This is a genomic window from Nocardioides sp. zg-DK7169 (assembly GCF_013155365.1).
In the GTDB taxonomy this organism is placed as follows: Bacteria; Actinomycetota; Actinomycetes; order Propionibacteriales; family Nocardioidaceae; genus Nocardioides.
The window spans coordinates 170,100-184,470 of record NZ_JABJRA010000002.1; the positions used below are offsets into that span (position 1 = coordinate 170,100).

A 14,371-nucleotide genomic window follows, 5' to 3' on the forward strand; every position below is an offset into this window, starting at 1 on the left:
CCCGGGTCACCACGCGTCGCCCGGGCGGTCCTCGCAGGTCACCGGCGCGGTGAGGTCCAACCCGTCCGAGCCGGGCAGGCGCAGTGCCATCAGGGCGTCGTCGTCCTCCGCGCACCGCACGCGCACGCCGTCGCGCACGACGTACGCCGGCCCGCGCCAGCGTTCCCAGCCCAGCTGCTCGTAGAAGCCGTGCTCGCCGGTGGCGAGCATCGCGACCGGGTAGCGGCCCGGCAGCCGGTCCTGCAGCGCGGTCATCACCGCGCTCCCGAGACGCCGGCGCTGGCGCTCGGGTGCGACCGCGACCGCCTCCACGTAGCCCACGGCCCACGCCTCCGTGCCGATGAGCACGGTCCGGGGGACGACGCTGGCGTGCGCCACGACCTCGGAGCCCTCGCGCACCAGCGCGTGCAGGTCGCCGAAGGCGTGGGCGCCGTCGTGGTCGCCGAAGTCGTCGAACGCGCTGCGCCACAGCCGCCACAGGCTCGCGCGGGTGGCCGCGCCCAGGGCGTCGGAGGCGAGGATCTCGGGCGTCACGGCACCAGCATGGCTCCCCGGTCCACAGCCGCGTGCCCATCGCCGGGGCCAGCCACGGGGCCGGCGGCGGGCACGGGCGGTGACCCGTCCAGTGTTGCCCCGCGGGGCCCGCGATGGTGCAAGACTGCCGCTCGTGGGTGGGGAGGAGAGCGACGTCCTGCGCGCCGGGGCCGAGCGGCTGCGGCGCGCCGAGCGCGTCCTCGCCGAGACCAGCGAGCGGTTCCGCTCGCTGTTCGACTACAACCCCCACGCGGTGTTCTCGGTCGACCCCGAGGGCCGCTTCGACTCCGTCAACCCGGCCGCGGCCGCGGTCAGCGGGTACGCCGTGGAGCAGCTGCTCGGGCGCAGCTTCGGCGACCTGCTCGACGAGCCCCATCTCGAGCCGGTGCTCGAGCTGTTCCAGCGGGCGCTGGCGCGGGAGTCGGTGCAGTTCGAGACCGTCCTGCGCCGACCCGACGGCACCCCGGTCGAGCTGAGCGTCTCCGCGCTGCCGATCGTCGTGGACGACGTGGTCGAGGGCGTGTACGGCGTCGCCGAGGACGTCACCGCCCGCAACCGGCTCCAGCGCGAGCTGGCCCGCGCGCGGCGCAGCGCGGAGGAGGCCAACCAGGCCAAGTCGCTGTTCCTGGCCAACGTCAGCCACGAGATACGGACCCCGCTGACCAGCGTCATCGCCAGCGCCGAGCTGCTCGCCGATACCGGTCTGGAGCCCGACCAGCAGATGCTGGTCGGCAACCTGACGCGCAACGGCAAGCGGCTGCGCCGCCTGGTCGACGACCTCCTCGACTTCTCCCGGATCGAGGCCGGTGCGCTGCTGCTGGAGCGCCGCACGATGGACCTGCGGTCCGTCGTGGAGGGCTGCGTGGACCTGGCCCGTCCCGGCGGCGCCCGGCTGGGGTTCACCGTGCGCATCGACGAGGAGCTGCCGGACGCGCTCCTGGGCGACCCCGACCGGATCGCCCAGGTGCTCCACAACCTGCTGGGCAATGCGGTCAAGTTCACCCATCGGGGCGGGGTGGCCGTCGACGTCGAGGTCGCCGAGCGCAGCGCCGAGGGCGTCGTGAAGGTGCTGGTGCGGGTCTCCGACTCCGGGATCGGCATCGCGCGCGAGCACCAGGACCGGCTCTTCGAGACCTTCAGCCAGGCCGACCCCACCATCACCCGGCAGTACGGCGGGACCGGGCTCGGGCTGGCGCTGTGCCGCCAGCTGGTCAGCCTGATGGGCGGCACCATCTGGGTGCAGGCCGAGCCGGGGGAGGGGAGCACCTTCTCCTTCGTCCTCCCGCTCGCCGTGCCGTCCTGATCCGGACGCCGGCGCGCGCCGGCGTGCAAGGATCACCGCCGTGGAGCCACAGTCGAGCACCCCGACCCCGATCCGCACCGACGTCGTCGTCGTGGGCGCCGGCCTGGCCGGCCTCGCGGCCGCCGCCGAGGCCGCCGACGCCGGACGCCAGGTGGTGCTCCTCGACCAGGAGCCGGAGCAGTCGCTCGGCGGACAGGCCTGGTGGAGCTTCGGCGGGCTGTTCCTCGTCGACAGCCCCGAGCAGCGGCGGATGCGGGTGCGGGACTCCCGCGAGCTGGCCTGGCAGGACTGGCTCGGCAGCGCCCAGTTCGACCGCGAGGAGGACCGCTGGCCGCGCGCCTGGGCGGAGGCCTACGTCGACTTCGCGGCGGGGGAGAAGCGGTCCTGGCTGCGCCAGATGGGCCACCGGTTCTTTCCGGTCGTCGGCTGGGCCGAGCGCGGCGACGGCCGCGCCGAGGGCCACGGCAACTCGGTGCCGCGCTTCCACATCACCTGGGGCACCGGCCCGGGCCTGGTCGACCCGTTCGTACGACGGGTGCGCGAGCACGCCGACGCGGGGCGCATCCGGCTGCTGTTCCGCCACCGGGTGGACGGCCTGGTGGTCGAGGGCGGTGCCGCGGCCGGCGTCCACGGCGCGGTGCTGGAGCCCAGCGACGTCGAGCGCGGCCGGCCCAGCAGCCGGGTCGAGGCCGGCGGTTTCGAGGTGCGCGCCCAGGCCGTGGTCGTGACCAGCGGCGGCATCGGCGGCAACCACGACCTGGTCCGCAAGGCCTGGCCGGCCCGCCTCGGCACCCCGCCCGCGCGGATGGTCAGCGGCGTACCCGCCCACGTCGACGGGCGGATGCTGATGATCAGCCAGGACGCCGGCGCCACGGTGATCAACCCGGACCGGATGTGGCACTACGTCGAGGGCATCCGCAACTTCGCCCCGGTCTGGGACAACCACGGCATCCGGATCCTGCCCGGCCCCTCCTCGCTGTGGCTCGACGCCACCGGCAAGCGCCTGCCCGCGCCCTGCTACCCCGGCTTCGACACCCTCGGGACGCTGCGCCACCTGCGCACCACCGGCCACGACCACTCCTGGTTCGTGCTGACCCAGAAGATCATCGAGAAGGAGTTCGCGCTCTCCGGCTCCGAGCAGAACCCCGACCTCACCGGCAAGGACGTGCGGCTGCTGCTCACGCGGGTCCGCCCGGGCGCGCCCGGCCCGGTGGAGGCCTTCAAGCAGCACGGCGAGGACTTCGTGGTCGCCGACAGCCTCACCGAGCTGGTCGCCGGGATGAACAAGCTCGAGTCCGGCCCGGACGGCGCCGGACTGGTCGACGAGGCCGCGCTACGCACCTTGATGGAGCAGCGCGACCGCGAGATCGACAACCCCTACACCAAGGACGCCCAGATCACCGCCGTGCGCGGGTCGCGCAGCTACCTCGGCGACAAGCTGATCCGGGTGGCCACGCCGCACAAGATGCTGGACCCCAAGGCCGGCCCGCTGATCGCCGTACGCCTGCACGTGCTGTCGCGCAAGACCCTCGGCGGGCTCGAGACCGACCTCGGCGGACGCTGCCTGCGCAGCGACGGCACCCCCTTCCCCGGCCTGTACGCCGCGGGCGAGGTCAGCGGCTTCGGCGGCGGTGGGATGATGGGCTACAACGCGCTCGAGGGCACCTTCCTCGGCGGTTGTCTGTTCTCCGGACGGGCGGCCGGGCGCACCGCGGCGCTCGACGTCTGAGGCCCGCGGGGGCCGCACACGGCGGTCCGTGTGGCGCACATCTCAAATGCGACCCCCTCGTCGCCACCCCCTGAAAGCCCCGTGTACCGCGCCTTCTTGAATGGTCACGCGCGTGGCAGAACCCCTCGAACTGCCACGACTCTTCGAGGAGATAACGCTGTGTCCACTCAGGTCGACAAGTCCAATGCCGCTCCCACTGAGCAGGCAGGCGGCCCCGCCGCCTACGACGTGCTGCTCGTCGGTGGCGGCATCATGTCCGCGACGTTCGCGACGCTCATCAACCAGGTCGAGCCGACCTGGACGATCGGCATCGTGGAGCGGCTCGACGAGCTCGCTCAGGAGTCCTCCGGCCCGTGGAACAACGCCGGCACCGGTCACGCCGCGCTCTGCGAGCTGAACTACTCCCCGCAGCTGGCCGACGGCTCCGTGGACGTCAGCAAGGCGATCTCGGTCAACGAGCAGTTCCAGCTGACCCGTCAGCTGTGGGCCTTCCTCGTGGAGTCCGGCCAGATCCCCGACCCCACGTCGTTCGTGCATCCCACGCCGCACCTCAGCTTCGTCTGGGGCGCGGACAACGTCGACTACCTGCGCAAGCGCTACGAGTTGCTTGCCGACCAGCCGCTGTTCGCCGGCATGGAGTACACCGAGGACCCGGCGCTCATCGCCGAGTGGGCCCCGCTGCTCATGGCCGGCCGCACCGGTGACGAGCCGGTCGCCGCGACCCGCTCGCTGGCCGGCACCGACGTCGACTTCGGCTCCCTCACCCGTCAGCTCATCGGCGGGCTGCACGACCGCGGTGCCGCCGACCTGCTGACCGGTGTCGAGGTACGCCGCCTGGACCGCCACGACGGCGGCTGGCGGGTGCGCGGCAAGCGCCGCGACGGCTCGGGCTCCTTCGAGGCCACCGCCCGCTTCGTGTTCGTCGGCGCCGGCGGCCAGGCGCTCAACCTGCTCCAGCGCGCCGGCATCGAGGAGATCCGCGGCTTCGGCGGCTTCCCCGTCAGCGGCGAGTTCTGGCGCACGACCAACCCCGAGATCGTCGCCCGCCACCAGGCCAAGGTCTACGGCAAGGCCGCCGTCGGCGCCCCGCCGATGTCGGTGCCGCACCTCGACACCCGCGTCGTCGACGGCAAGCCCAGTCTGATGTTCGGCCCGTACGCCGGCTTCAGCGTCCGCTTCCTCAAGTTCGGCTCGCTCTTCGACCTGTTCCGCTCGGTGCGCCTGCACAACATCGTGCCCATGCTCCAGGCCGGCCTGCGCAACCTCAGCCTGGTCGTCTACCTGGTCCAGCAGGTGCTGGCCAGCAAGAAGACCCAGCTCACCGAGCTGCGCCACTTCTTCCCCGACGCCGAGGCCGGCGACTGGGAGAAGATCACCGCGGGCCAGCGCGTCCAGGTGATCAAGAAGGTGCCCGGCAAGGGCGGTGTCCTGCAGTTCGGCACCGAGGTCATCACCGCCGCCGACGGCTCCATCGCGGGCCTGCTCGGCGCGTCCCCGGGCGCCTCGACGGCCGTCCCGATCATGCTCGAGGTCATGGAGCGCTGCTTCCCCGACCGCATCGAGGACTGGCGCCCCGCGCTGGAGAAGATGATCCCGACCTACGGCACCGATCTGGGCACGAACCCCGAGGCCGCCCTCGAGGCCGTCGCGCACACCACCGAGGTGCTCGGTCTGGGCGAGGTCCCCGCGCCCCGCTGACCCGTCGCTCCGACACTGCCGGGACCCCCGTCGCGCCTCGCGCGGCGGGGGTCCTCGCATTCCCGGACCGCGGAGGCATCGTTCGATACCTTTTCGCCATGACGCGCACCGCACGCTCCGAGTTCGACCTGCACACCTCGGTCCGCCCCGCCGGGCCGGGGGCCTGGGCCGCGGACCTCGACGCCGGCTGGCAGGTCGGCGGAGGGCTCAACGGCGGCTACCTGCTCGCCACCGTCGGCACCGCGCTGCGCGCGGCGATGCCGGGCAAGCCGGACCCGATCGCGATCAGCGCGCACTACCTCTCCGCATCGGTCGCGGGACCGGCCACCGTCGAGGTCGACGTACGTCGTGACGGCGGCTCGCTCGCGACCGCCGCGGCTCGGCTGGCCCAGGACGGCGCGACCCGCATCGAGGCGCTCGCGACGTACGGGACGCTGGGCGGGAGCGGTGAGGATGGTGACGTCTGGACGACGGCGGTCGAGCCCGAGCTGCCGCCGCGCGAGGAGTGCGTGCCCAACTCGGTCGCGCCGGAGGAGCTGCGCCGCGTGGCCCCGCTGATGGACCGCTTCGACATGCTCTTCCACCCCGAGCAGATCGGCTGGGCCGTGGGCGCCCCGAGCGGCGCGGGCGTGATGAGCGCCTGGTTCCGGCTGCCCGAGCGCGAGCCCGATCCGCTGTCGCTGCTGCTCGCGGTCGACGCGCTGCCCCCAGTCACCTTCGACCTGGGACGCCCCGGCTGGGCGCCGACCATCGAGCTGAGCGCGCACCTGCGCGCCAGCCCGGCGCCGGGCTGGCTGAAGGTGCGGCACGCGACGCGCACCCTCGCCGGCGGCTTCTTCGAGGAGGACTGCGAGGTGTGGGACTCCGCCGGCCGGCTGGTCGCCCAGGCCCGCCAGCTCGCCCGGGCACCTCGCTCCTGAGGCGCGCCGGGCGGACCGGGGTCAGCCGGGCACCGGGTCGTGCAGCGCGGGCCCGGTGCGCAGCCACCACTGGGCGGCGTTCGCGACCTGCGCGTCGGGGTGGGTGGTGAGCGGCAGCACGTGGTCGGCGCCGGACATCCCGAGCGCGAACATCGCGGCGTAGCGCAGCTCGGCGTGCTCGGAGGCCAGGAACCCGGTCACGGTCTCGGCGTCCGCGTCGCTCAGCGGGTGGCGGTCGCGTCCCAGCTGGGTGAGGGCACGGCCCTGCACCCACGGGCGGCGCCGGTCCAGGGCGATGACCCGGACCCGGTCCCGGATCGCGGAGCAGTCCAGGCTCGAGAGCAGCGACCAGGCGCGGCTGGCGAGGAACTCGTCGGCTCCGCCCGCGAGCTCCAGCACGAGCGGGGCCAGCGCCCGCGAGTACGCACTGGCGCCGAGCAGGTTCGCGGCGTGACGCCGGCGCGCCTTGACCAGGTGGAACAGCGCCTCGCGCACGAGCCGGCGCAGCATCAGGTCGGGGTCGTCGCGCAGCGCGTGCGGCCCGGTGGACTGCGCGCGGTCGGCGATCCGGGACGCCAGCTGGCGCGCGGTCGCGGCCGGGACCAGCTCCCGGGTCGCCCGGCTCTGCTGGAGCCAGGCGCGCTTGCCCTCGTTGCGCAGTGAGGAGAGGACGACCTCGAAGGCCGGGTCCGGCAGGTGCGCGGCCAGCTCGAGGGCGTTGACGCCGTGCGGCGTCGCCTCCGCCCGGCGCAGGCCGTGGGTCGCCGCCCGGACCAGGACGTCGCGGTAGTCGTCGCTGAACTGCTGGCGGCGCGACTTGGCGGCGAGCACGCCCCAGGTCGCCGGGCCGAGCGTCGGGTGTCCGGAGGCGTGCAGCCGGATCAGCAGGTCGCTGGCCTGCGAGCCCGGCAGCTGGGCCAGCATCGTGACCGCGCCGCGGCCGACCTGCACGTGCGGGTCGGTGCAGTACTCGCCCAGCGCCCGCAGCATGTGGCGCTGGGAGTCGGCCTGGAGCAGCAGCATGGTCGCCGCCTCGTAGCGCGACACGTACGCCGACCCGACGGCCCGCGCCAGCTCGCCCAGCAGCGAGCGGCACACGGTCTGCCAGGTGCTCGGGTGCAGGTAGACCCGGTCGTACTGGGTGAGCTCGATCGCGAGCCCCAGCCACTGCGCCCCGCTGGCGCGGCCGGCGTCGAGGTCCTCGAAGACCCGGTCGAGGTCGGTGACCTCCTCGGGCCCGCCGACGCGGCGCGCCGGCTGCTCGACCCCGAAGGAGCGGGCCAGGCCGCGCGCGATCGCGAGGAAGGAGCCGGGCACGGCGCCGACCAGGGTCTCGTAGGCCCGCACGGTGCGCTCGGGCACCACGTGGAGGCCGGACTCCCACCGGCTGATCCGGGTGCGGTCGACATGGATCCCGTGCTCGGCCAGCGCGGTCACGAAGACGTCGCGGGAGCAGGTCTGCGGGTCGGCCGCGAGCCGCGAGGTGGCCAGGAGCCAGGCGATGCGTTGCGTCACACCGATCTCGGCCCGGTCGATCGGGTGCGGGTCCTCCGGCAGCCGTTGCGGGCGTCCGCGTCGTCGTCCTGTCGTCGTGCTGGCTGTGCTGTTGGTGGTGCCGGTTGTGCGTTCAGTGGTGCTCAGAGCGCCCACGTACCTTTCGTTCCCCGTTGCGCGCTGCCCACGAGCCGACCCCCCTGACCGGCTCGTAGCCGGACAGCGCCAGATGAACCTAGCCGCGTATTGATGCCACGACGGGTTCTTGCAACACGAATGGTCCCCTGCAACAAAGCCGAGACATGTCCTGGAAATCCCTAGTTTTCGACATAGCCCGGTCTCAGCAATGGGGGGATTGCGACCTAGTCGCAGCGACGGGCAGCGGCGGGTGCGGATGTTCCTGCCGTGACTGACGATCCGGAAGGAACCAAAGCAATGAACAGCAGCGGCATTAAGCGGGGACTGGCGGCAACCGCCGTCTCCGCCCTGGCGGTGGCGGGTCTCCCGCTCCTCGCCTCCTCGGCCTCGGCCAACACCATCGACCAGCAGTCCGCGAGCCTGGAGCTGGTCAGCCAGTTCTCTGGCGCGGCCTCGGTGAAGAACGACGGCACCGACTCCACGATCCGCCTGCAGGCTGTGGCCCCGGCGTCGATCCCCTCGGTGACGTTCCAGTACAAGATCGGCGCGACCTGGCAGGACATCGCCACCGTCTCGCGCAACGACGACGGCTCCTTCTCCCACGAGTGGGACCCGAGTGGCGCGATCGTCGGCGCGACCGTGGAGCTGCGCGTGACTGGCACGCCGACCAGCGGCCCGACCGCCGGTACCGCGCAGGTTGACGGCCCGGGCAGTGCCCCCGCCGACGCTTTCGTCGCGATCACCCCCGCCGGTGGCGCTGTCGCCACGGTCAACCTGACCGCGGGCTCCGCGCTCGGTGTCTTCCAGTCGCCGTACGGCACCGGCCAGAACGTGATCGTCAACGGCACCACGTCGCTGACCGGTGGCACCATCGACATCACCGGTGGAGCGGCGACCGTCGCGGCTCCGGTCACGGCCGCCGCCGGCGCCACCACGGGTTCCTTCCGCGGCGTCGTCGACATCACCGGCTACACCTACGGCGCGACCGACCAGCTCCTGCTGGGCGCGACCCCGACCGCCGCGGGCGGCAGCGACGACGTGGAGGCCTACACCCTCTACAAGCAGACCATCACCACCGTGACCGCCGCGGCCAACAAGACCAAGGTCGAGGACGGCCAGACCGCGACCGTCACGGTCACCGTCGCCGACCAGAACGGTGCCCCCATCGCGGGTGCCCGGGTCGCCAGCAGCGCCGGCGGCGCCGCCCAGATCACCGACGCGGCCGGCAAGGCCACCTTCGCCCAGGGCCCCAGCACGGCGTACTACTACGCCGACGCCACCGCCGCCACCGGCTACTCCGCCGGTGCGGGTGACCAGAAGTCCGGCGACGTCACCGTGTCGGAGTACGTCTCCGCGCCGAAGAGCCTCAAGGCCGTCTCGACCGACGGTGCCGCCTTCGACCGCGACGAGTACGCCGCGAGCGACATCACCGTCCAGGTGCAGGACCAGGAGGGCATCAACCGCGACGTCGCCGGCCAGAGCCTGAACTACTTCTGGACCGTCACGCCGTTCGACGCCACCAAGTCCGCGGTGCGCTTCCCGACCACCGGTGTCACCACCGAGGCGGCCGAGACCAACGGTCTCTACACCGTCGCGCTGCCCACCGGCGCCTCCGCCGTCTCGGGCACCTACACCCTCAACGCCGCGCTCGGCGCCGACGCCCTCGGCAACAACGCGATCGCCAGCACCGAGGTCCTCTCGGTCAAGGTCGGCCAGGCCAAGGTCACCTTCACCCCCGCGCAGGCCCAGAACGTCGCCGCCGGCAGCACCGTGACCGTGACCGGCAAGGTCGCGCTCGAGGACGGCACGGTTCTCCCGCGCCGCGCCGTCTCGGTCAGCTACGCCCAGGGCACCACCGGCTCGGACACGGTCAAGGACGCCGGCATCGTGCCCGCGACCGGCACCGCGCTCCTCGCCTCGCGCACGTTCACCACCGGCGCCGACGGCACCTTCGAGGTCAAGGTCAGCGACCCGGCCGAGACCCCGCAGGGCACCGAGCTGGGCGGCTCGCTCGACGCCGAGGCCACCGCGCTCGGCGTGCTGGCGTCCGACGTCTCCAACCTGGCGATCAACTTCACCAGCGCCGAGCCCGCCGCGGCCGCCGTGGTGAAGGTCGTCGCCGACACCACCACGGCCGTCGCCGACCCCGCCAACCGCGCGGGCACCCTCGTCACGGGCACCGCCTCCGTCGTCATCCCCGGCGTCGGCGGCGCGGCCGACACCCCGGTGGTCGGCCAGCAGGTCACCGTCACCCTCGACAAGGGTCACTTCGTCGCCTCGACCGCGCCGGGCGCGGCCGTTCCGGCCAAGACGACCATCGAGGCCGGCGACCTGGTCGGTGAGTACCTCAACATCGGTACGAGCCGCACGCTCGTGACCGACGCCACCGGCACCGTGTCGTTCAGCTACACCATCGGTCGCGACTCGGGCTTCGACGACGACGGCAAGGTCTCGGCCACCGTCACCGCCGCTGCTGGCACCAAGAGCGCCTCCAACGGTGTCGAGTTCACCTCGGCGAACCCGCTCAACGGCGGCAAGGTCGAGATCGTCATGTCGCCGGAGTCGGTGCAGCGCAACGCCGTTGCGCCCACCCTCGAGGGCGGGCGGGTCTACTTCGACCTGTTCACCACCGACCAGTTCGGCAACCGCGTCGGTGGCGAGACGGTGAACCTCAGCGAGACCGCTGAGAACTTCTCGCTCTCGTCCTCGTCCGCGACGTCCGACTTCGAGGCGGACGGCGACTTCTACGTGACCGGCGCTGCGGAGCTCGCTGCGGTCGTCACGGCGCTCTGGACCACCGAGACCACGACGTACTCCGGTACCGGCTCGGCGCTTGCGCCTGCCGGCACCAAGAACTTCACCGACACGGAGAACGTCGAGTTCTACGCGGTCGACTTCGCCGGCTCGACGTTCGAGATGACCTCCAGCGTGGATGGCCCGGTCGCGATCGGCACCTCGGTGACCGAGACCGTCAAGGTCGTCGACCAGGAGGGTCGCCCGGTCGCGGGTGCCCAGGTCGAGTTCAACCGCAACGGCGCGGGCGGCGACGCCACCGTCAACCGCACGACCAACGCCGCCGGTGTCGCGACGTACACCTTCTCGGTGACGGCTGCAGGCACGGTCAACGTGACCGCGCTGGTCACCTCCGGCATCCAGTCGGAGACCCTGACCGACACCATCGAGGTCGAGGCCGCCCCGGTCATCGTTGACCCGCCGAAGCCGCCGGTGAAGATCACCGCCAGCATCACCGGTGCCAACAACGGCAAGAAGGCCGACAAGCTGACCGTCAAGGCCAGCGACAAGGTCGCCGCCGGCGCGATCGTGAAGCTGTTCAAGATCAACGCCAAGGGCAAGCGGGTCCTCGTCGACACCGACGTGCTCAACGCCAACGGTGCGCGCGTCTTCAAGGTGGCCGACAAGAACAAGGCCAAGAAGACCAAGTACCGCGCGGTCATCGTCGGCTCCAAGGCCCACACCAAGGCCACGTCGAACACCAGGGCCGTTCGCTGACGCGAAGGTCTGACACGGGAGGGCCTCGCGGGATCTGATGATCTCGCGGGGCCCGACCCCGGGCGGGGGAGAGGTTCTCGATCCCCTCGCTGATCACTACCGGCCCTCAGGGCCGGTTCCACGGACGCGGTCCGGGTCATTCTCTGTTGCCGCTGCGCGAGATTGACCCGGACCGCCCCGTCACGCTAGGCCATCAACCCCTCGTTGAGGGGTTTTTGCGTTTTCGGGAGTGTTCGGATCGTGCCGGCGGCGACCCTCACCCCCGGTCGAACCACCCCCGGTCCATCGCGACCAGCCAGCGGCGCCCGGGGTGCTCGGTGAGGGTCCAGAGCTCGTCGCGGGCGGGCCACCAGGTGAGGTCCTCCGGCCCCATCGGTACGGCGAAGCGGTGGGCGCGCCAGGAGCCGGGTGCGCCGACGTACACCGTGCCGGGGGTCCACGGGCCCTGGGAGGCGGTCAGGTGGTGGCGCCCGCGGGCCACGGCGACCCCCTGGGAGCGGACCATGGTCGCGTCGTCGGCGACCAGCGCGCGGGCCACGCCGTCCGCCCCGGCCACCGGGTCCCCGGCGTCGTCGAGCAGGAAGCGGGCCAGGCGACGGGTCTGGCGCGCGGAGCCGTACTCGCCGACGAGCAGGTGCGGCGGCGCCGCCTCGCGGTCCAGGGAGAGGAAGGAGTGGCGCAGCCGCTCGCCGTCCCCGTCCACGCCGCCGCGCTGGGAGGACGCCAGCGGCAGCACGTAGCGGTGCCCGTGGGTCTCGAGGTCCCCGCGCGCTGAGGGCACCCGCAGGATGTCGCGGACGTCGAAGGTGTGAAACCCGCGCCGGGTGGCCGCGACGTGCAGCCGCGGGCCGTCCCAGACGATCCCGCCGGCGTGCACCGGCACCGGCTCCAGCCCGACGGGGGAGCCCGGGTCGCCGCCGGTCGCGCGGACCAGCAGGACGTGGCGGTAGCGCAGCGCGTCCAGGTCCACGAAGCTCACCCGGGCGCCGGCGCCCGCCTTGGAGTACCACGTCGTCACCAGCAGCCGCCGGCCCTCCACGGTGTCGACCGCGGGGTCGGCGGAGGACTCCGCGGACGAGGAGATGCCCTGCGGCCACCACGTGCGGTCGCGGCTGTCGGCCCGCTCCCACGCCAGCGCCCTCCGTACGGCGCGCCCCGGGGCCCACGAGCGGTGCAGGCGCCGGTCGAGGTCGTCCAGCACCCCGGCCAGACCCACCGCGCCGCCGAGCTCAGCGGCCAGCGCAGCGCGGGCCCCGAGGTCCTCCTCGCGACGGGTCAGGTGGACCGCACCGGGTCCTGCGGAGCTGCTCATGCAGCGACGGTAACCATCTGCCGCCCGCGCGCACCCGCCCCACTAGGCTCGGGGTCCGTGAGCACCGCTGAGCAGCCCGGGACCCGCAGGCAGGTCGTCGTCGCGGCGGCCATCGTCCGCGCCGGCCGCGTGCTGGCCACCCGGCGTACGACGCCGCCCGAGCTGGCCGGGCGCTGGGAGCTGCCCGGCGGCAAGGTGGAGCCGGGGGAGCAGCCGACCGCCGCCCTCGAGCGCGAGGTGGCCGAGGAGCTCGGCTGCGGCGTCGAGGTGACCGGCTGGCTGCCGGGCGCGGCGCCGATCGGGGACGCCCTGGAGCTGCGCGTCGCCACCGCCCGCCTGATCCGCGGGGAGCCGGAGCCGGGCGAGCACGACGCGGCCCGCTGGCTCGGCGCCGACGAGCTCGACCCGTCCCACCCCGACGCCGTCGACTGGCTCGAGCCGGACCGGCCCTTCCTTCCCGGCCTCGCCGCGGTGCTGCGCGCGATGCCCGCCCCCACCGGCCTGCGCGCGATCGTGTTCGAGGAGGACGACGCGCGCGCCATCGAGGCCCGCCTGCGCGCCGACGGCTACGACGCGGAGGTGATGCGCGAGCGCCTCGCCGGCGAGGACGACGACGAGGACCACCCCTGGGCCGTGGTCAGCGACGCGCCCGAGGTGGTGCTCGACGTGCTCGTGGACGCCCACGACGGGTGGCTGGACCGCGAGGACGACCCCGCGCCGCGCGCGAGCGCCGCGCCGCTCGACCTGCCGACCGCGCCGCGACGCCTCAAGCGCCCCTGAGGGTGGCGCCCCCTAGGATCGGGACATGACCGCAGACCTCCCGGCGCAGCGCCTGCTGCTCGTGCACGCCCACCCCGACGACGAGTCGATCGGCAACGGCGCGACGATGGCCAAGTACGTCGACGAGGGCCGCCACGTGACCCTGGTGACCTGCACCGCCGGCGAGATGGGCGAGATCCTGGTCCCCGAGCTCGAGCACCTCGGCGCGGACCGTGACGACACCCTCGGTGAGCACCGCCGCGGGGAGCTGGCCGACGCCATGCGCGCGCTCGGGGTCACCGACCACCGCTTCCTCGGCGGCTTCGGCCGCTTCCGCGACTCCGGGATGAAGTGGCACGAGCAGGGCCACGCCGTGCCCGCCGACGACATCCACGACAACGCCTTCTGGCGCGCCGACCTCACCGAGGCCGCCGACCTGCTGGTGGAGATCATCCGCGAGGTCCGCCCGCAGGTGCTCGTCACCTACGACCAGTTCGGCGGCTACGGCCACCCCGACCACATCCAGGCCCACCGCGTCGCGACGTACGCCGCCTCGCTCGCCGCCGTCCCCTCCTACCGCCTCGACCTCGGCGAGCCGTGGGACATCGCGAAGATCTACTGGGGCGCGATGTCGGAGAGCCGGATGCGCGAGGGCCTGCGCGCGCTGCGCGCGGCCGGCGACAACAGCTTCGAGGGGATGGACCCCGACGGCCCGCTGCCGCACTTCGTCACGCCCGACGAGCAGCTCGCGGCCCGCATCGACGCCACCGAGCAGGTGGAGCGCAAGATGGCCGCGCTGGCGGCCCACGCCACCCAGATCACCACCGACGGGCCGTTCTTCGCCCTGAGCAACAACGTCGGCCAGACCGCGTGGGGCGAGGAGTTCTACCGCATCGCCAAGGGCCAGCGCGGCGAGCTCGGGCCCGACGGCCTGGAGAGCGACCTCTTCGCCGGCCTGCCCGTCGACGACTGAG

10 protein-coding genes are annotated in these 14,371 nt (G+C 73.2%); 7 read left to right on the forward strand and 3 right to left on the reverse strand.

What is annotated here, in order from left to right:
* Positions 1-6 precede the first annotated feature (6 nt).
* A complete protein-coding gene (locus HOQ23_RS03470; RefSeq protein WP_172211886.1) occupies positions 7-534 on the reverse strand; it encodes a GNAT family N-acetyltransferase in 528 nt (175 codons plus the stop codon).
* Positions 535-667: 133 nt separating this feature from the next.
* On the opposite strand from HOQ23_RS03470, the gene HOQ23_RS03475 reads away from it, so the two are divergent.
* The 4 genes from HOQ23_RS03475 (at position 668) to HOQ23_RS03490 (ending at position 6,184) form a co-directional block, all read left to right on the forward strand.
* Positions 668-1,837, forward strand: coding sequence for an ATP-binding protein (locus HOQ23_RS03475; RefSeq protein WP_172211888.1), 1,170 nt, complete (start codon positions 668-670; stop codon positions 1,835-1,837).
* A gap of 40 nt (positions 1,838-1,877) precedes the next feature.
* Positions 1,878-3,566: an FAD-binding dehydrogenase gene (locus HOQ23_RS03480; RefSeq protein WP_367650354.1), complete on the forward strand. Its 1,689-nt coding sequence runs from the start codon at positions 1,878-1,880 to the stop codon at positions 3,564-3,566.
* A 159-nt stretch (positions 3,567-3,725) separates the two neighbouring features.
* Positions 3,726-5,264, forward strand: coding sequence for a malate:quinone oxidoreductase (locus HOQ23_RS03485; protein WP_172211890.1), 1,539 nt, complete (start codon positions 3,726-3,728; stop codon positions 5,262-5,264).
* Between the two features lie 98 nt (positions 5,265-5,362).
* The gene (locus HOQ23_RS03490; RefSeq protein ID WP_172211892.1) at positions 5,363-6,184 is read left to right on the forward strand and encodes a thioesterase family protein; all 822 of its coding nucleotides are present in this window, start codon (positions 5,363-5,365) and stop codon (positions 6,182-6,184) included.
* 21 nt (positions 6,185-6,205) lie between these two features.
* Here HOQ23_RS03490 and HOQ23_RS03495 read toward each other — a convergent pair whose 3' ends face one another.
* On the reverse strand, positions 6,206-7,699 hold the full coding sequence (locus HOQ23_RS03495) for a hypothetical protein (RefSeq protein WP_172211894.1): 1,494 nt from the start codon (positions 7,697-7,699) through the stop codon (positions 6,206-6,208).
* 414 nt (positions 7,700-8,113) lie between these two features.
* On the opposite strand from HOQ23_RS03495, the gene HOQ23_RS03500 reads away from it, so the two are divergent.
* Positions 8,114-11,326, forward strand: a complete 3,213-nt coding sequence (locus HOQ23_RS03500) for an Ig-like domain-containing protein (RefSeq protein WP_172211896.1) — start codon at positions 8,114-8,116, stop codon at positions 11,324-11,326.
* 256 nt (positions 11,327-11,582) lie between these two features.
* Here the strand turns inward: HOQ23_RS03500 and HOQ23_RS03505 are convergent, their stop codons facing one another.
* Positions 11,583-12,638 carry a hypothetical protein gene (locus HOQ23_RS03505; protein WP_172211898.1) on the reverse strand — a complete coding sequence of 352 codons (1,056 nt, stop codon included), beginning with the start codon at positions 12,636-12,638 and terminating at the stop codon, positions 11,583-11,585.
* A 57-nt stretch (positions 12,639-12,695) separates the two neighbouring features.
* Here HOQ23_RS03505 and HOQ23_RS20740 point away from each other — a divergent pair, with 57 nt between their 5' ends.
* The gene (locus HOQ23_RS20740; protein ID WP_172211900.1) at positions 12,696-13,418 is read left to right on the forward strand and encodes an NUDIX domain-containing protein; all 723 of its coding nucleotides are present in this window, start codon (positions 12,696-12,698) and stop codon (positions 13,416-13,418) included.
* A gap of 25 nt (positions 13,419-13,443) precedes the next feature.
* Positions 13,444-14,370, forward strand: a complete 927-nt coding sequence (gene mshB, locus HOQ23_RS03515; RefSeq protein WP_172211902.1) for an N-acetyl-1-D-myo-inositol-2-amino-2-deoxy-alpha-D-glucopyranoside deacetylase — start codon at positions 13,444-13,446, stop codon at positions 14,368-14,370.
* Position 14,371 lies beyond the last annotated feature (1 nt).